Raw genomic sequence first — 17,021 nt, 5'->3', positions numbered from 1 at the left:
TGTCGTAGCGTTCCTTTTTATGCCTGCCCCGGCTTCAATAGGAGATCGCCCATGAAAGTTCTAGGCATTCGCTTTTGCAAAGTCGCACACGCCGATGACGCCAAAGCCATCGCAGCATTGCTTGGGGAAAACGGACTTGGCCTCAGCCCCATGGACTTGGGGCAAAGCGACGGCTTTTCGGGCGCTGTCTTTCCCGTGGACGAGGGCGCCAAAGAAGGGCTTGGCAGCTGGATCGAACTCTGGGCGGCCGGCGAGCAGATGCCGGAGATGACGATGCTGCAAATCGTTGTGGACGACGCCGACGCTTACGCGGAACACGCCAGAAAGAACGGCCTCGACGTTAAAGGCCCCGACGACGCCCATGGCGAGCGCATCTATTATCTTGAAGGCGCCGGTGGCCTTCCCATCGCGTTTTTATCGAAAGCGAATTGACGTTTATTCCGCCGCCGTTTTGACGTCCTGGCGCTTGGCCGCTTCCTTCGCCGCCATGCGCATGAAGTCAGCGATACGGGGCTGAATTTCCGAACGCCAGCGCGACCCGTTGAACACGCCGTAATGGCCGACATCGGGCTGGATATAATCGAGCTGCATTTTTTCCGGCAGGTTGACGCAAAGATCGTGCGCCGCCTGGGTCTGCCCGATGCCGGAAATGTCGTCATTTTCGCCTTCGACCGTCATCAGCGCAATGTCGGTGATGGCTTCCGGCTTCACGCGGCGGCCGCGATGCATGAACTTGCCGTCCGGCAGGGAATGCTCCTTGAACACTTCCTGGATCGTCTGGATATAAAACTCTTCCGTCATATCGAGTACGGAGAGATATTCGTCATAGAAATTGCGGTGTTTCTCCGCGCTGTCGCCATCGCCATCCACGAGATGCTGAAAGTAATCGTAATGTGCGTTCACATGGCGGTCGGAATTCATGGACAGGAACGAATAAAGCTGCACGAAGCCCGGATAGACGCGGCGCATGGCGCCGGCATAAGGCGCGGGCACCGTGTAAATCATGTTCTGCTCGAACCAGTGAAGCGGGCGCTCCTGTGAAAGCTTGTTGGGCACCGTGGGCGAGCGGCGCGTATCGATGGGGCTCCCCATCAGCGTGATCGAGGCGGGACGCATGGGATCGTTATCCTCCGCCATCACCGCCCCGGCGATGAGGAGCGCCGGGCCCGGCTGGCACACCGCCATGCCGTGAGTTCCAGGTCCGATCTTGCGCAAAAAACCGATCAGATAATCGACATAGTCGTTGAGATCGAAACGCCCGGCCGAGAGCGGCACATGCCGCGCATCAATCCAGTCGGTGATGTAGACATCGTGATCGGGAAGCATCGCCTCCACCGTGCCGCGCAACAGCGTCGCATAGTGGCCGGAGAGCGGCGCGACGATCAGCACTTTCGGATCGGGCTCTTTATTTCCCTTCGCTTTCGCCAGCGCGTCCGCATCGCGCTCAAAATGAAGCAGCGTGCAGAAATCTTCCTTGACCGCTTCCTGGATCACTAGCGGCACCTCGACGCCGTTTACAAAAGTGGAGTCGATCCCCCATTCCGGCTTCGGATACCGGCGCATGGCGTGTTCAAAAACATCGAGCGCAGCGGCGGTGGACCGGCCGAACCAGCTCTCAGCGGCGGGATTCATGGATGAACGCCAGAATTTGGCGCCCATGCCGGCGGCGATGCGCGCAGGCGCAACGGCGGCGTAAGCAAGCTCGTATGCAGTGTACAACATGGGGGTGCGGGGCGTCCTGACTCTACTGGGGCTCAAAGCCCATCTTATCCGTTTTATGCTGCATAGCACAAAAAATGCGCAAAAACCTAAAGAGGCCGGGACTATGCGCCGTATTGCAGGACGGAATCAATCATTTATGACGGTTTTGCAAACTTCCACAGGCCCAGACAAAAGTCTCGTAACCTGTTGATTTTCAGTCGAAAATCTATTTTTTGATTATTTCCGGATTTCCCGGCGCAAAAGGGCGGCCAGTTCCTGGGGGCTGACGCCGCCGATAATGGCGTGCTGGGGCTGGCCGTTGCGGTCATTGATATAGAAGAACCGGCCGTGATTGACGGTGTAGCCAATAGCGCTATCCGGCAAAGGTTCTTTTTGCGCCACCAGCTTGTAGGCGCGCCGGGCCGCTTCGGCGGCCTCCACAGACCCGGTCAGCGGCGTGATCCGCTGGTCAAAGGCGAAATAATCCGTCAGCGCCTGGGGCGTGTCACGCTCCGGGTCGACAGAAATGAAAACCGCCGCCACCTCGTCCGCGTCATCGCCAAGCTCGTTCAGGGCCGCGCTCATCACGCCGATATCGCCGGGACAGACATCGGGGCAGTTGGTGAAGCCGAAATAAACCAGCATTACCTTGCCTTCGAAATCTTCATCGGCGACGGCCTGGCCGGCCTTGTCGACGAGATCGAAATCCCCCGTGAACTGACTGGAAAGCGCGATGACGCCTTCTTTCGGGATGGCGGCTTCCGGTTCGCCGCCGCTGCAGGCCGCAGCAAGAAGAATGAAGCCAGTCGCGAGAAATTTGGGAGCGAGGAAACGGATCATGCCGGTCTCCGGTCAGTCTTTACGGGTCTGCGCCCTTCCTTAGCAGCTTTCCTTTCAAAGGACATACAAGCTAAAAGCGCGGAATGCCGCATGCTTTTGCTGAAAACCAGGATGTCCAGGAAGCGATGAACGCCTTGCGCGGGCCGGTGCGCCTCAGGACGCTGACCGCGTTGCGCTGGCTCGCTGTCCTCGGCCAGTCGGTGGCGATCGTCATCGTGCATTTCGCCCTCGGCTTTCAAACGCCGCTTGGGCTTTGTCTCGCCGCTATCGCCGCCAGCGCCTGGCTCAATTTATTCACGGTGCTGCGTTTCTCGCCGCAACGGTTTTTGTCCGATCGCGAAGCAGCAGCCTATATCGCCTTCGACATCATCCAGCTTTGCGCGCTTCTATTTTTTACCGGCGGCATTCAAAATCCTTTTTCCGCGCTCATCATTGCGCCGGTCACAATTGCGGCGAGCGTTCTGCCCTTGCGTTTCACCATCGGCATCGCAGCGCTGGCGATCGCCGGCGTCAGCATTCTCGCGGTCAATCACATGCCCATTCCTTGGTATGCGGAGGAATCGCTTGACCTCGCGCCGGTTTACAAGGCCGGCGTCTGGGCGGCGCTTTCCTTTTCAATCGCCTTCTTCGCCGCCTATGCGCACCGCATCGCGGCGGAGTCGGCGCAAATGCGATCGGCGCTGGCCGCGACGCAGCTCGTTCTTTCCCGCGAAGAACGGCTGACGGCGCTCGGCGGGCTCGCCGCCGCCGCCGCCCATGAACTCGGCACGCCGCTGGCGACGATCCAGCTCACGGCGAAAGAAATGCTGCGCGATTTCAAGCGCGCCCATCCGGAAGAAGACGACCTCATCGACGATGCGGCCCTGCTCGTCAGCCAGGCCGAACGCTGCAGGGACATTCTCGGGCGGCTGTCGCGTCATGGCGACGCCGGGGACCTGATGCATGACAAGCTCAGCGTGAATGCGCTGATGCGCGAAGCCGCCGGGCCGTTCCTCGATCAACCCGGGGGACCGGATATCCGCATTGAAAGCAAAAGTCTCGACGGCGCGCCGGAGCCGGTCTTAAAACGGCGTCCCGAAATCATTTTCGGCTTACGGAATTTCATCGAGAACGCGGCCAGCTATGCCCGCGGCGAGGTGCTGATCCGGGCCGACTGGGATGCGTCCCGCCTGATCCTGAGCGTTCACGACGACGGGCCGGGCTTTTCCTCGGAAATTCTCACCCGGCTTGGCGAACCCTATGTCAGCGCCAGAGGCGGCAAAACCGGGCTCGGTCTTGGTTTTTTCATCGCCAAAACCCTTCTGGAATCAAGCGGCGCCACGATCCGCTTTGACAACCGCCCGCTAGAAAACAGCGAGCGCAAAAGCGCCGGCGCATGGGTTCAGGCGGAATGGCCGCTCGGCGCCCGATCTTCTGGCCTAATTGCTTGAAATCCGCGCAAAAAAGCGCATTTATGGGGCGGATATTCCAGTGAAGAAAAAACACTCAAAATAAAGCCCGGTTAAAAGCATGACCAATCTCGACGAAGCCCGCGTAGACGATCAATCCCTGCCTGAAGACGCGACGCTTTTGATTGTCGATGATGACGAGCCCTTTCGCACAAGGCTGGGCCGCGCGCTTGAAAAACGCGGCTTTCAGCCGATCCTCGCCGCTGGCGTCACTGACGCGGAAGCCATGATCAAAGACATCCCGCCGGCCTTCGCCGTGGTGGATCTGCGGCTTGAGGATGGCGACGGTTTACAGGTGGTGGAGCGCATCCGGGAAAAGCGGGACGATTGCCGCGTCGTGATGCTGACCGGCTATGGCAATATCGCGACCGCCGTCGCGGCAGTGAAAGCCGGCGCCATCGACTATCTCTCCAAACCCGCAGACGCCGATGATGTCGAAAAAGCTTTGCTGGCGCGTCCGGGCCAGCGCCCAGCCCCGCCGGAAAACCCCATGTCCGCCGACAGGGTGCGCTGGGAGCATATCCAGCGCGTTTATGAGCTATGCGATCATAATGTCTCGGAAACAGCGCGCCGCCTCGGCATGCACCGCCGCACGCTGCAACGTATTCTCGCCAAACGCGCGCCGAAATAGGCTTAAAGCCCCATTTACCCAAACCGGCTTGCGGTGAGCCGTGCGACAAGCGCGGCAAGCCGATCATGCCGCATGGCATTATGATTTGCCCTTCCCGCCTGTAATTGCCACAACGAGCGATACAGATTTTTTCCAGAAGGGGTCTTCCATGCGTCATTTCCTGCCGATGCTCGCCGGCGCCGCCATGCTGGCGCTCGCGCCTGTCGCCGCGTCCGCCGCGGATATCGATCTTCCCTATGAAGAGTTCACGCTCGACAACGGTCTGAGGCTCATTGTTCACGAGGATCGCAAGGCGCCGCTCGTCGCCGTCTCGATCTGGTATCATGTGGGTTCGAAAGCCGAGCCTGAAGGCAAGACGGGTTTCGCGCATCTGTTCGAACACATCATGTTCAACGGCTCCGAGAATTTCGACGATGACTGGTTCGGCCCGCTCGAAGAAGTCGGCGCCACGGGCCTTAACGGCACCACCTGGTTCGACCGGACCAATTACTTCCAGACCGTCCCGACAACGGCGCTTGAGCGCGTGCTCTGGATGGAATCCGACCGCATGGGCCATCTTCTTGGCGCCGTGACGCAGGAAAAGCTCGATGAGCAGCGCGGCGTTGTGCAGAACGAAAAGCGCCAGGGCGACAACCAGCCTTACGGCATGATGGAATATTCAACCCTCGCAGGCCTTCTGCCTGCCGGCCATCCCTACAGCCACTCAACCATCGGCTCCATGGAAGACCTTGAAGCAGCCTCGCTTGAAACCGCGAAACAGTGGTTCAAGGATTATTACGGCGCGGCGAACGCCGTGCTGGTTCTCGCCGGCGACATTGACGGCGAAACCGGCAAAGCGCTTGTCGAGAAATATTTCGGCGACATTCCCGCCGGCCCGCCGGTGACGCAAACCAAAGCCAACGCGCCGAAGCTCGACGTGAACAAGCGCGAAGTCATGTATGACCGCGTGCCGCAACCGCGCCTTGACCGCAACTGGGTGGCCCCGGGCCGCACGACGCGCGCCGCCGTGCTGCTCGATCTTGCCGCGCAAGTGCTCGGCGGCGGCAAGACATCCCGCCTTTACAAGCACCTCATTGACGATCTTCAGATCGCCACGTCCGCGACTGCCAATAATCAGGATCAGGAGCTGTTGAGCTTTTACTCCGTTACGGTGGACGCCAAAGCCGACGCCGACCGCGCCGAAGTCGAACGCGAAATGGAAACTGTCCTCGCCGAGTTCCTGGCCAAAGGCCCGACCGCGGATGAACTGTCGCGGGCGAAAACCAGCATCAAGGCGGACGTGTTGCGCGGCCTTGAGGAAATCGGCGGTTTCGGCGGCAAGGCGACGGCGCTCGCGCAAGGCGCGCTCTACGCCGACGATCCCGGCTTTATTCTGAAACAGCTTGAATGGCTCGAAGAAGCGACGCCGAAAGACGTGCTCGCCGCGGCGCGCGATGTGATGAACGCCGGCTATTACCAGCTCGACGTTCTGCCCTTCCCGGAATATTCGACCACCGCATCGACCGTCGACCGGTCGACCGGTCTTCCGGCGGTGACGACAACACCGGACCTCGTCTTCCCCGAAATCCAGGAAACGACCCTCAATAATGGCGTGAAACTGGTGCTCGCCGAACGCCACACCATGCCGCTGGTTGAAATGTCGGTGCAATTCGACGCCGGTTATGCGGCGGATTCCGTTGACGGCGGCAAACTCGGCGCTTCTTCTTTCGCCGCATCCATGCTGGACGAAGGCACGGCGCGCCGGTCCGCCGCCGACATCGCCGAAGAGCTGGAAGCCCTCGGCGCCACTTTAGGCTCGGGCGCCAATCTCGACGTCAACGGCGTCAGCATGTCGGCGCTTAAGGAAAATCTGCGTCCGTCGCTCGACATTCTCGCCGACGTCATTCGCAATCCGTCCTTTGAGCAATCGGAAATCGACAAGCTGCGCGGGCGCTGGCTCGCGGCGATCGAACAGGAAAAAGCCAATCCGGTTCAGCTCGCGCTGCGTCTCTTGCCGCCGCAGATCTATGGCGACGGTCACGCTTACGCCGTGCCGCTCACCGGCTCCGGCACTGTTGACTCGATCAACTCGCTCACCCGCGACGACCTCGTCGGCTTCCATGACAAATGGATGCGCCCCGACAACGCCACCATCTTTGTCGTCGGCGACACCACCATGGATGAAATCAAGCCGATGCTTGAGGCCGCCTTCAATCGCTGGTCGGCGCCCTCGACGCCGATGCCGCAGAAAAACGTCGCGGAAGTTGACCTTCCCGAGAGCGGCAAAGTGATCATCGTCGACAAGCCGGGCTCGCCGCAATCGCTGATCCTCGCTGCGCATGTGGCGCCGCCGTCAAATGCGCCCGATGAAATCGCCATCAACGCCATGAACGACATTATTGGCGGGCAATTCTCGGCGCGGGTGAATATGAACCTGCGCGAAGACAAGGGCTGGGCCTATGGCGCCTACACCTTCCTGCAAGGCGCAAAAGGACAGCGCCCCTTCATGGTCTATGCGCCGGTGCAAACCGACAAGACCAAGGAGTCGCTTGGCGAACTCCTGAAGGAGCTCAACGCTTACAAAACGACCCGCCCGGCGACCCCGGCCGAGCTTGAACGCACGGTGCTCAACAATGTCCGCTCTCTTCCGGGGTCTTATGAAACCTCGGGCGATGTGTTGGGCAGCCTGACATCGAGCGCGCGCTATAACCGCCCCTGGAATTATCCGGCGACGGTGAAGGACAAATATGAAGCGCTCACGATCCCGAACATCACCGCCGCCGCCGCGGAGGTCATTCATCCTGAAAAACTCATCTGGGTGATCGTCGGCGACCGCGAGCAGATCGAAGCGGGTGTGCGCTCGCTCAATCTCGGCGCAATCGAAGTGATGAGCGCCAGCGATCTTTAAAAGTAGCCTCACCTCCCCCGCGAGCGGGGGGGAAGAGAACAAAGAAAAACGCCGCCCATAAGGGCGGCGTTTTTGATTCCGAGGCTTTGTTCGTGCGTTAAGCGCGAACCATCCGGATTACGTCCGCTTCCAGAGCAATCGCCTCGCCATCGAGGAACAGCACCGTATAGGGGACATAGCCGCCAAGCCGGCCATTGGGCATGCGCGCCTTCACACGCACATCCACGGCCCAGCATGGCACGCCCTCATAGCCGCGAAGGTCGGCGAAAACCTGATATGGCTCGCCCGTGAAATCGTAGCGCGCCGCGCGCGGATCGGTCAGACGCTCCCCAAAATACTCAACAGTCAGCGCCTCAAAATCAGAGGGGGCGGACCCGAAATCAGCAGCGATCGCAGCCGCGCCAAAGGCGAGTGTGGCGGCGATCCCGGCAAGAGCTTGTTTTATCTTCATTTTATGCTCCTTTCCGTTGGAAAAAATGGATGAATAGAATCATGACAACGCTTGTCACTAAACTGTCATATACATGTCATCTAACTGTCACGTCAAGGAAAATGCGCAAAATGTGCGCAAGAATTTTATGACAGTTCTGCGCACCCTGTGCGTGAGCTGAAACATAAGTCGTTGCCGCACCGGAACAGCGGCGCAAAAGCAGCGAAGAAAGCGTCACAGATTGACGCCAAGAAGTATCCCCCGGCCCGCTTTTTGAATATTGTAACGGGACGTGTGGGGTGGTTAGAGCAAGGGGAAATCCATGGCGCGCTCGCTTGAACGGTCGGTAAAGTTCGTCCGGCCCGGTCGCTATATCATGAACATGCTGCTGTTCCTGCTCGTGGTCGGCGCGATCGTTTACTATCTCTCGCCCTGGAGCCCGCAGCCCTCTCCGCTGCTGCTGGACGCTTTCGAAGCCAACCCCGCGCTCAACGGGCTTATCCTCGGCGTTCTCGCCATCGGCATCATTTACAATCTGCGCCAGGCCGGCGTCATCGCTCCGGCCGTTCGGTGGGTGGAGGCGTTCCGCGAATCTGTCGACCCGGCGCGCTCGCGCCTGCCGCGCGCGCCCGCCCTTATCGGCGCCATGTCGCGGCTACTCCTTGATGCGGACACCCGCTCCGGCAAGCTTTCGCCGGAATCGTCCCGCGCCATTCTCGATTCCATCGGCACACGGATGGATGAAGGCCGCGAGATGGGCCGCTATCTCATGAACCTTCTCGTATTTCTCGGCCTTCTCGGCACCTTCTGGGGGCTTCTCGAAACCGTCAACGCCGTCGCCGCCACGATCAACGGCCTCGCCAATGCGGGCGGTGCGCCAGAAGATGCGGTCTCGCAGTTGATCGCCAATCTGCGCGAGCCTTTGTCCGGCATGGGCACGGCGTTTTCATCCTCCCTCTTCGGCCTTGGCGGCAGTCTGATTGTCGGCTTTCTCGACCTGCAGGCCGGGCAATCGCAAAACCGTTTCTATACCGATCTTGAAGACTGGCTCGCCGGGATGACCGAAACCGTGCGCGCAAGCGGCAAGGGCGGCGCCAGCTATTCCGCCACTGTGGAAGACGGCGACCTCGTGGGCGCCATCCAGGCGCTTGAAGCCGCGCTCGCCGCCAATACCGAAACACAGATCAAGGCCGCCGCCGGACAGACGGCAGAACTCAAGGATGAAATCAGAGCCCTCAACCGGACGCTTATCCGCGTTGGCGGTAAAGACTAGGGGCGGCGGGGAAGTATCATGGCGCGACGGCGCTCTCGCAGCGAAGCCAATATCTGGCCGGGCTTTGTCGACGGTCTGTCGACCCTGTTGCTCGTCCTGATGTTCGTCTTGTCGATCTTCGTCGTGGCCCAGTTCTATCTTGGCGACCGGCTGAATGTCGTCAAACAGGAACTCGCCGACAAGGATTCCGAACTGGCGCGCCTGATCGCCCAGATCAATTCCCTCAACGACCAGCTCGGCCTCGCTCAAGCCGACAAGGAACGCCTTCAGGCGCAAATCCTGTCGCTGGAAGACACCATCAAGCAAAAGGATTCCGAACTTGCGGGACTCGCCGCGGCGCTGGCGACCAGCGAAGCCGCCGTCGCCGCCTCCGCCGAAGAGCTTGAAGCCGAAAAAGCGCTCACCGACGACCAGAAGAGCCAGATCGCCACGTTGAATGCACAGGTTGCGGCGCTGCGCCGCCAGCTTGCAAGCCTGCAGGAAGCGCTCGACGCCGCGGAAGCCAAAGACAAGGAACAACAGGCGCAGATCGAAAACCTGTCGCAACGCCTCAACGCCGCGCTCGCCCGCAAGGTGCAGGAGCTTCAGGAAGTGCGTTCGCGGTTCTTCGAAGCCTTGCGCGAAGCGCTCGGCGACCGCACGGATATCAAGGTCGTCGGCGACCGCTTCATCTTCGAAAGCGATATTCTGTTCGGCTCCTGCTCGGCGACGCTGGGCGAGGCCGGCAAGGTTGAACTGAATAAGCTCGCCACCGCCCTACTCGACATTCAGGGCGACATTCCGACGGAAGTGAACTGGGTCTTACGGGTCGACGGCCATGCGGACGCCTCGCCGCTCGGGCCTTCCTGCCGCGCCGCATTCGATTCCAATCTCGATCTTTCCGCACAGCGGGCGATTTCCGTCGTACAATATTTGAAAAGCCAGGGCGTGCCGGAACGGCGCCTTCTCGCCACCGGCTCCGGTTCCGCCGCGCCGCTGGTTTCAGGCTATTCCGCCGCAGCGCTCGCCCAGAACCGGCGGATCGAATTCAAGCTGACGGAGCGTTAAAAACGCTTGAAAGGGGGAAGCTATGAAGAAACTCCTGATCGCCGCCGCGAGCGTCGCGGCGCTGTCGGGCGGAATTGTTCTTGCCCAGACGCAAACGGAAGAACAGTCGGACAGCCGAACGTCCGAAGAAGAAGCCGCGCAAAACCCGCCCGACCCGCGCATCATCGCCGAAGAGTTGCGCGCCAAGGCGAAGCGCATCCCGCGGCGCAATCTCGCCGCCGCGCTCCGCGCCGCACGCGATGATCGTGACGACCGGGCGCGCACAATTGTCGCCCGTCCCAATCTCGACGCCTTGCGCGCCGATTTGCGCCGTACGGAAGCGGAAGATTCTGAACGCGAAGCGGCGGAGACCCGGTCCCTTTCCGATCAGAGTTTCACCGCAGCGCCGCGCCAAACGACGCCCCCGCCGCCGCCGCCCGGCATCAGAGCGATGTCCGCCGGAAGACTGCGCACCGCCGAAGCGGCTGAAGTCGAACGCGCGCGGATTCCGGTCCTCCTGCCTGCCGAGCTTCGCGACCGGATGAAAATCTACGGCATGGAAAACATCTACACCGCGACGGCGCGCATCGACGCCAGGGCGCAGCTGTCGATTTCCGGCACCTGCAACCGCGTCGTCGGCGGCGCGCCGGAAACCATCGCCTTTCGCAAACGCATCGCCGAAGGACCGCGGCGCCTCGCCGGCACCGGCGCCAGCTATCAGATCAGCCGCAACGATTTCGGCGTTGATCTGAGCTTTTCAAAATTCGGCTGCGGCTATGTGATGACCATCGAATGCGGCGATCCCGGCGCCGATCCGCGCTGCGCGGCGGACGATTACATCACCGGGCTCGCCCAGTCGATGATCCTTGCAAATCCTGAACTGGCGGGAGGAGAGTAATGAACAAGTTTCAAAACACCTTCTATGCGTTGTTGATGTCTATCTCTGTCGCCGCTTGCGATCAGCTTGGCGGCGAGGCGCCGGACCCGGTGGATCCGGGGCCTGAAGAACCGGGCGATCCGATGGAGCCCGATCCCATCGACCCGGCCCCCGAAGAACCCGATCCGCTTCCGGAAGAGGAATTTCTCGAAGACAGCGAAGGGCGCGAGTTCAGCTATGTGCCCGTTGGCGAGCTTCTCCCCAATTCCGGGCCGGGCAATGTGGACACGACAATCTATCGCCCGGACATTTTGTTCCCGCTCGAAGAGGCGGCCTTCCTGAACAGCCAGGTCTATCGTTATGGCGGCGGCCAGGGCTCCATCAACGGCATGAATGGCGGCCAGTGCGATGCGTCGAATTATGACTATCCGTGGCAGGACACCTTTTGCGAGTCGCGTTCACGCTCGCAGATCATGTGCCCCGATGGCGGTCATGAAGGCGTCGATATCCGCCCCGCCACCTGCATTCCCAATAGCGGCGCAACCCATTGGGCCGTCGCTGTCGAGGACGGGCGCATTGTCGGGCTCGACGGGTCGAAATACACCGTTCGCCTGCAGACCGAAGACGGCACGCTCTACCGCTATCTGCATTTGAAAATGGACCAGCTGGCGGTCACCGACGGGCAGTTCGTCACCAGGGGCCAGCGCATCGGCAAAGTCTCAAACGACTTTTACAATTCCGAAGGCGATCTTGTGCCCACGACCTATCATCTCCATTTCGAGATGTATCAGAATTATGCGCCCGACGAAGAAACCGATCCGGTGTTCGATCAGGTCAATCCTTACATGACGCTCGTCAACGCTTATGAGCAAAAGCTGCGGACCGAGTGATCACCCGCCGAACGCCACCTGGTGCATGATCCGTCCGGGCAGGAAGGCGAGCGCGCCGGCGACAATAAGCCCGCCGATAAACATGCCGATAAAAGGGTGTGAGTGATATTTGAGCGTTGGCCCGCCTTTCAGGAGCAGCCTGACGCCCACAATGATTCCGTATGCGGTGAAAATCGTGAACAAGTGAATCCATGAAAACCACTTCGCGAGCGGCAAGCCCGGATAAACGGCCGGACGAACGAAGATGCTGCTGATCGTGATGACGGCCATCAGGACGATCCAGACGACGCCCAGCGTCTTGTGCGGCAGCGTTCCCTTCGGCGCCGCCAGCTGCACCGCGCCGAGAACAAAAGCCGCAGCGGCGGCATAGGCATGGGCCTGAATAACCCATGGCGCTTCCAGCAATGGCTGCAACGACATGACGCCTTTCCCGCCGGAAACTGGGCATAACTCCGGCGCAGTAATTCACTTTGTTTTTTAAAGCTAACCGCCTAATCCCGCTTTTTCAAGGAAAAAGCGACCCAGACGCCGGCAAGCGTCGCCGCGAGACCGAACCATGTCAGGGCGTATTCAAGATGACGGTTGTTGAAATCGAGGCGCGTCGTGCCGCCTTTTGGCCAGTCGCGCCCATCGACCGCAGATTGATCAATGTAATAGGCCGGCGCATTCAGACCGGCGTCGGCGGCGAAGGCTTTGGGATCGCGAATATACCATAATCCGTCTACGGACTTACCTTTAGGCTGAAACCATGAAGCCGGCGGGGACGGCTTTTCAGCGGTGCGAAAAAGACCGGTGATGATTTCTTCCTCCGCGTCATCATCGCAAAAACAGGGAACATCCAGATTTTCCTGGGGAGCGAAACCGCGATTGACGTAGACCGGACCCGCCCCGGTCTCAACCGGCGCGAAAATATAGACGCCGGGCGCGCCGTCATAAGTGCCAAAAACACGCGCTTCGTTTTGCCCCTTGACGCGGCCGGCTATCGTCACCGGCATATATTCCATCGTCTCACCGGCGGCGGCGCGGCGCACAGCCTCTGCAAAGGGGATGGGGGCTGCATCCACACGCGCTTCAACCTGCGCGATCAGACTTTGTTTCCATTCGAGGCGGCGCATCTGCCATGACCCAAGGGTCACCAGAAGCGCAAGCGCAATCACGCTGACCACAGTCAGCAGCGGACGAAACGGAAAACGATAAGCGCCCATCTATTCGTCGAGACGGCCTTCTTCGGCCCTGTTGGCGTATTGCAGCGCGATCATGGTCGCTTTCAAGGGACGCAACAATCCAAGGATCAGGACGATCGCCAGGCCAATGCTTAGCCCCAGCGCCACCCCGATGGGCGCATACCAGACAAAGCGGGCGATAAAAGCGACCGCCACCGCCAGAAAGCCGACAATGAAGATCACAAACACCGCCGGCCCGTCGCCGGAGTCGGCTTTTGCATAATCAAGCCCGCAAATTTCACACCGGGGCCCCAATTTCAAAAAGCCGTCATATAGCTTCCCCTGACCGCAGCGCGGACATTTGCCGCCAAACCCGGCGGCGTAAGGAGAGACAGGAGGGTAGTAGGTCATGGCTTCGGATTATTCCGTTTCTTCCAGCGGCGGCGCAGAAACAATCAAAATGGCGGCGTCCATCATCTGGTCGACATCGCCCCGGTGATAGGCCTTCGCCGCCTGTGTTAATCCGCGCAGCGTTTTCACTTTGCAGACCGAAAATTTTTCGTCGTCGGGTTCGAGGTCGCCGCGCGCAATCAGACGGTCGCGCAAGTCCGACGGCAAGTCAGGGCAATTCATCATCACCAGCAGCACGCCGTCATCGCGGCCTTCGCCATAGTAATAGACAAACCCGTCGCTTTCCGATGACTGCACCGCGTAACCGGCGCGCCCGACCCGGCGGAACCGTAAATAAGCGGCGTCATCATCTTCTTCGCGATTGATGAAGCTGTAGCTCCGGTCCTTTTCCCGCCGGACCGTGAGACGATCGCACTCATCGCCAGCCTGGATCTCGCCATTTTCAAGCGGACAGGCGAGATAGTCGCCATCACTGAGCGCTCGCGCTTTACCCGTTCGCGCATCGAGCACCGGCAAATCGGAAACAAGGCACCCGCCAAGCGCCAGCATGGCGACAAGCGCTATCGACAAACGGAAAAACGGTAGAGAGCGCATAAGACGCCCTCCTCTGGCTGCTGCGTTTACAGCTTAGGACAAAAGCCCCTGATTGCCGAGGACATAGATAAAGGCGAACAGGAACAGCCAGACCACGTCGACAAAGTGCCAGTACCAGGCGGCGCATTCGAAGCCGAAATGGCGCTCCGCCGTGAAATGGCCCGCAAGCGCACGGAACAGGCAGACAATCAGGAAGAGCGTGCCGATGATCACATGCAGTCCGTGGAAGCCGGTCGCCATGAAGAATGAGGCGCCGTAAATGCCGCCGCCGGAGAATTTGAACATGTCGAGGCTCAACGCCTCGTAATATTCCACCGCCTGAAGCGCGCTGAAAAGCGCGCCGAGAATGATGGTGAGGATCAGGCCGTTCACGAGACCCTTTTGATCATTGTGCTGAACAGCATAATGCGCCCAGGTCACGGTCGTACCAGACAGCAAGAGGATCAGCGTATTGAGAAGCGGCAGGCCCCAGGCCGAAAGCGGCTCAACCCCGACCGGCGGCCACACGCCGCCTATGGCGTGCACACGACCGTCATTGCCGATAAAGGCGGGATCGCCATTGGCGTTCAGCATCTGCGCGCCATCGGACAGGATCACCGGATCGAACGCGGTCGGGAAAAGCGCGGCGCCGAAAAACGCCCAGAACCAGGCGGCGAAGAACATGACTTCCGACGCAATAAAAAGCAGCATGCCGTAACGCAGACCCAGCCGCACAACGGTCGATGTGTTTTCGCCCTTGAGGCTTTCCTGAATGACGTCGCGCCACCAGCCGATCATCGTCACAAGAACGCCGGCGAAGCCGAGCATGAACATCCAGTTGCCGGAGAGCGAAAACATTTTCGCGCCGCCGTCCTCGGCCGCGCCGCCGACGAGAACCCCGCCCGTGCCGGATTTCATCCAGGCGACCGCGCCGATCATCATGATCGCCGCCGAGATCGACCCGACGAGCGGCCACGGAGACGGATTGACGAGGTGGTATTCGTGTTTGACTTCGGCGCCGGCCATGGCTGGTCCCTCTCAAGCGAATCCTGAAATTTGTCAGAGGGTTCTATACTGGGGCGGGGCAAAAATCCAAGCGCCAACCCCCCCTTGGAGGCCCGCCGGGCCCGCGCTATTCGGCCGCACTGTCCCCGCCGGAGCCCGCGTCAGCGTCCTCCCAGGGGAAAAAAGTGTAGGCGAGCGTGATGGTCTGGACATCGTCGAGATTGCTGTCCTCGGCGATCGCCGGGTCGACAAAATAGGTGACCGGCATTGAGACGACCTCGCCCGGCTGGAGGGTCTGCTCGGTGAAGCAGAAACACTCGATCTTCTTGAAATAGATCCCGGCCTTGGGTGGGGTCACATTAAAGCTCGCCCGCCCGGTGACCGGCCGGGAGGAAAGATTTTCCGCCTCGAAGAAAGCAAGCCCGGTCTCGCCGATATGCAGCGTCTGGGAAACCTGTTCCGGCTTGAAGCGCCAGGAGAGCCCGCTGCTCAACGCCGCGTCGAAACGCACCGTGATCGGCCGCTCCAGCACGTCCTCCGCGGCCGCTTCGGCGCGCTGGACGGTGCCGTTCCAGCCGGTGACCTGGCAGAAAGCGCGATAGGCCGGAACCGCGGCGAAGGACATTCCCACCATGCCGACGGCAAGGCCTGAAAAAATCAGCGCCGTCTTGCGGTTGCGTTTTGCGTTTTCGTCGGCCACGTCCCTCGTTCCTAATTCGCGCTGAGCTTTAAAATCGTCACCAAAAAGACGATCAGGATAAACCCTGCGAGCGACAGGGCGATCGCCAGATTACGGCGCTTTCGCTGTTTCAATTCTTCCGGCGTCATGGCTCTCTTTCCGAAGCTGGATCAGAGATAAGTCGCCGCCAGCGCTTCGACAAGCAATGCGGCGAAAAGCGCAAAGAGATAAAGGATTGAAAAACCAAAAAGTTTCTTCGCCGACCCGTATTCCCCTTCACCCGCACGGAAGACCCGCCAGGAGAGCCAGACGAACCCGGCGCCGAGCCCGGCGCTGACGGCGAGATAAAGATAGCCCGCCATGCCGATGAAAAACGGCGCAAGGCCCGCAGCGGCGAGAACAAGGGCGTAAAGGAAAATCTGGCGCCGTGTGGAGGCTTCGCCCTGCGCCACCGGCATCATCGGCACGCCGGCGCGTTCATAATCGCCGCGCTTATAGAGCGCGAGGGCCCAGAAATGCGGCGGCGTCCACAGGAAAATAATTGCAAACAGCACCCATGGCTCCAGGGGCGCTGAACCAGACGCCGCGGCCCAGCCAACGACCGGCGGCAATGCGCCCGCGGCGCCGCCAATAACGATGTTCTGCGGCGTCGACCGCTTCAGCCACATGGAATAGATGACGACGTAAAAGAAGATCGTGAACGCAAGAAGGCCTGCAGCCAGATAGTTCGAGGCGAGCGCCAGGAGCGCCACGGAGAGCGCCGACAGGAAGCCGCCAAAGGCCGCCGCTTCCGCGCGCGGCACACGCCCCGCCGGGACCGGCCGGCCGGCCGTGCGCGTCATCACCGCGTCGATGTCAGCGTCCCACCACATATTGAGCGCGCCCGAAGCGCCGGCGCCCACGGCGATGGCGAACAATGAAACAGCGGCGAGAACGGGATTAAGCTCCCCCGGCGCCGCCGCCATCCCAACGAAAGCGGTGAAGATCACCAGCGACATCACCCGCGGCTTCAACAGCGCGAAATAGTCGCCCGGCCCCGCCAGAGAATAGCTTTCGGCATAGGCGTCGGTTTTCATCGTGCTCTCACTCATGGCGCGCCTTATGCCGGAAAGGCGCACGGAAGGGAATAAAAACAAGACGGCCGCAGCGAATTTTCACGCTGCGGCCGCCCTCTAATAGCCAATCGC

The 17,021-nt window shown here is 60.4% G+C and carries 18 protein-coding genes; 8 read left to right on the top strand and 10 right to left on the bottom strand.

Annotation, left to right across the window (positions count from 1 at the left end; translation table 11 throughout):
• The first annotated feature begins 51 nt into the window (after window positions 1-51).
• Entirely contained in the window at window positions 52-432 is a 381-nt protein-coding gene (locus tag ACFC5L_RS04720; protein WP_375201432.1) for a hypothetical protein, read from the top strand.
• 3 nt (window positions 433-435) lie between these two features.
• Here the strand turns inward: ACFC5L_RS04720 and ACFC5L_RS04715 are convergent, their stop codons facing one another.
• Both ACFC5L_RS04715 and ACFC5L_RS04710 read right to left on the bottom strand, forming a co-directional pair.
• On the bottom strand, window positions 436-1,722 hold the full coding sequence (locus tag ACFC5L_RS04715) for a polyhydroxyalkanoate depolymerase (RefSeq protein ID WP_375201433.1): 1,287 nt from the start codon (window positions 1,720-1,722) through the stop codon (window positions 436-438).
• A 216-nt stretch (window positions 1,723-1,938) separates the two neighbouring features.
• Window positions 1,939-2,541 (bottom strand): SCO family protein, encoded by a 603-nt coding sequence (locus ACFC5L_RS04710; RefSeq protein ID WP_375201434.1) that lies wholly within the window; start codon window positions 2,539-2,541, stop codon window positions 1,939-1,941.
• 83 nt (window positions 2,542-2,624) lie between these two features.
• On the opposite strand from ACFC5L_RS04710, the gene ACFC5L_RS04705 reads away from it, so the two are divergent.
• The 3 genes from ACFC5L_RS04705 (at window position 2,625) to ACFC5L_RS04695 (ending at window position 7,507) form a co-directional block, all read left to right on the top strand.
• Entirely contained in the window at window positions 2,625-3,971 is a 1,347-nt protein-coding gene (locus tag ACFC5L_RS04705) for an ActS/PrrB/RegB family redox-sensitive histidine kinase (protein ID WP_375201435.1), read from the top strand.
• A 79-nt stretch (window positions 3,972-4,050) separates the two neighbouring features.
• Entirely contained in the window at window positions 4,051-4,620 is a 570-nt protein-coding gene (locus tag ACFC5L_RS04700; RefSeq protein WP_375201436.1) for an ActR/PrrA/RegA family redox response regulator transcription factor, read from the top strand.
• Window positions 4,621-4,768: 148 nt separating this feature from the next.
• The gene (locus ACFC5L_RS04695) at window positions 4,769-7,507 is read left to right on the top strand and encodes a M16 family metallopeptidase (RefSeq protein WP_375201437.1); all 2,739 of its coding nucleotides are present in this window, start codon (window positions 4,769-4,771) and stop codon (window positions 7,505-7,507) included.
• A 97-nt stretch (window positions 7,508-7,604) separates the two neighbouring features.
• Here the strand turns inward: ACFC5L_RS04695 and ACFC5L_RS04690 are convergent, their stop codons facing one another.
• The gene (locus ACFC5L_RS04690) at window positions 7,605-7,958 is read right to left on the bottom strand and encodes a hypothetical protein (protein WP_375201438.1); all 354 of its coding nucleotides are present in this window, start codon (window positions 7,956-7,958) and stop codon (window positions 7,605-7,607) included.
• Window positions 7,959-8,259: 301 nt separating this feature from the next.
• Between ACFC5L_RS04690 and ACFC5L_RS04685 the strand changes: the two genes are divergently transcribed.
• The 4 genes from ACFC5L_RS04685 to ACFC5L_RS04670 are packed head-to-tail and all read left to right on the top strand — an operon-like array spanning window position 8,260 to window position 12,003.
• Window positions 8,260-9,210: a flagellar motor protein MotA gene (locus tag ACFC5L_RS04685; RefSeq protein WP_375201439.1), complete on the top strand. Its 951-nt coding sequence runs from the start codon at window positions 8,260-8,262 to the stop codon at window positions 9,208-9,210.
• An 18-nt stretch (window positions 9,211-9,228) separates the two neighbouring features.
• On the top strand, window positions 9,229-10,257 hold the full coding sequence (locus ACFC5L_RS04680; RefSeq protein ID WP_375201440.1) for a peptidoglycan -binding protein: 1,029 nt from the start codon (window positions 9,229-9,231) through the stop codon (window positions 10,255-10,257).
• A 22-nt stretch (window positions 10,258-10,279) separates the two neighbouring features.
• On the top strand, window positions 10,280-11,134 hold the full coding sequence (locus ACFC5L_RS04675; RefSeq protein WP_375201441.1) for a hypothetical protein: 855 nt from the start codon (window positions 10,280-10,282) through the stop codon (window positions 11,132-11,134).
• Window positions 11,134-12,003 (top strand): M23 family metallopeptidase, encoded by an 870-nt coding sequence (locus tag ACFC5L_RS04670; protein ID WP_375201442.1) that lies wholly within the window; start codon window positions 11,134-11,136, stop codon window positions 12,001-12,003. The genes ACFC5L_RS04675 and ACFC5L_RS04670 overlap by 1 nt, the downstream gene beginning before the upstream one ends.
• Here ACFC5L_RS04670 and ACFC5L_RS04665 read toward each other — a convergent pair whose 3' ends face one another.
• The 7 genes from ACFC5L_RS04665 to ACFC5L_RS04635 form a co-directional block, all read right to left on the bottom strand.
• Complete coding sequence (locus ACFC5L_RS04665) at window positions 12,004-12,423, bottom strand: DUF2306 domain-containing protein (RefSeq protein ID WP_375201443.1); 420 nt, start codon at window positions 12,421-12,423, stop codon at window positions 12,004-12,006. It abuts the gene before it with no gap.
• Window positions 12,424-12,494: 71 nt separating this feature from the next.
• A complete protein-coding gene (locus ACFC5L_RS04660) occupies window positions 12,495-13,208 on the bottom strand; it encodes an SURF1 family protein (protein WP_375201444.1) in 714 nt (237 codons plus the stop codon).
• Complete coding sequence (locus tag ACFC5L_RS04655) at window positions 13,209-13,577, bottom strand: DUF983 domain-containing protein (RefSeq protein ID WP_375201445.1); 369 nt, start codon at window positions 13,575-13,577, stop codon at window positions 13,209-13,211.
• Window positions 13,578-13,586: 9 nt separating this feature from the next.
• Window positions 13,587-14,171, bottom strand: a complete 585-nt coding sequence (locus ACFC5L_RS04650) for a hypothetical protein (RefSeq protein ID WP_375201446.1) — start codon at window positions 14,169-14,171, stop codon at window positions 13,587-13,589.
• Between the two features lie 33 nt (window positions 14,172-14,204).
• Window positions 14,205-15,176: a cytochrome c oxidase subunit 3 gene (locus ACFC5L_RS04645; RefSeq protein WP_375201447.1), complete on the bottom strand. Its 972-nt coding sequence runs from the start codon at window positions 15,174-15,176 to the stop codon at window positions 14,205-14,207.
• 106 nt (window positions 15,177-15,282) lie between these two features.
• Entirely contained in the window at window positions 15,283-15,855 is a 573-nt protein-coding gene (locus tag ACFC5L_RS04640) for a cytochrome c oxidase assembly protein (RefSeq protein WP_375201448.1), read from the bottom strand.
• A gap of 149 nt (window positions 15,856-16,004) precedes the next feature.
• Entirely contained in the window at window positions 16,005-16,925 is a 921-nt protein-coding gene (locus ACFC5L_RS04635; RefSeq protein WP_375201449.1) for a heme o synthase, read from the bottom strand.
• Window positions 16,926-17,021: the final 96 nt, after the last annotated feature.

This window comes from Hyphococcus sp., from assembly GCF_041986965.1.
GTDB lineage: Bacteria > Pseudomonadota > Alphaproteobacteria > Caulobacterales > Parvularculaceae > Hyphococcus.
The sequence above is the reverse complement of the archived record's forward strand: the minus strand, read 5'-3'. Positions and strand labels throughout refer to the sequence as shown.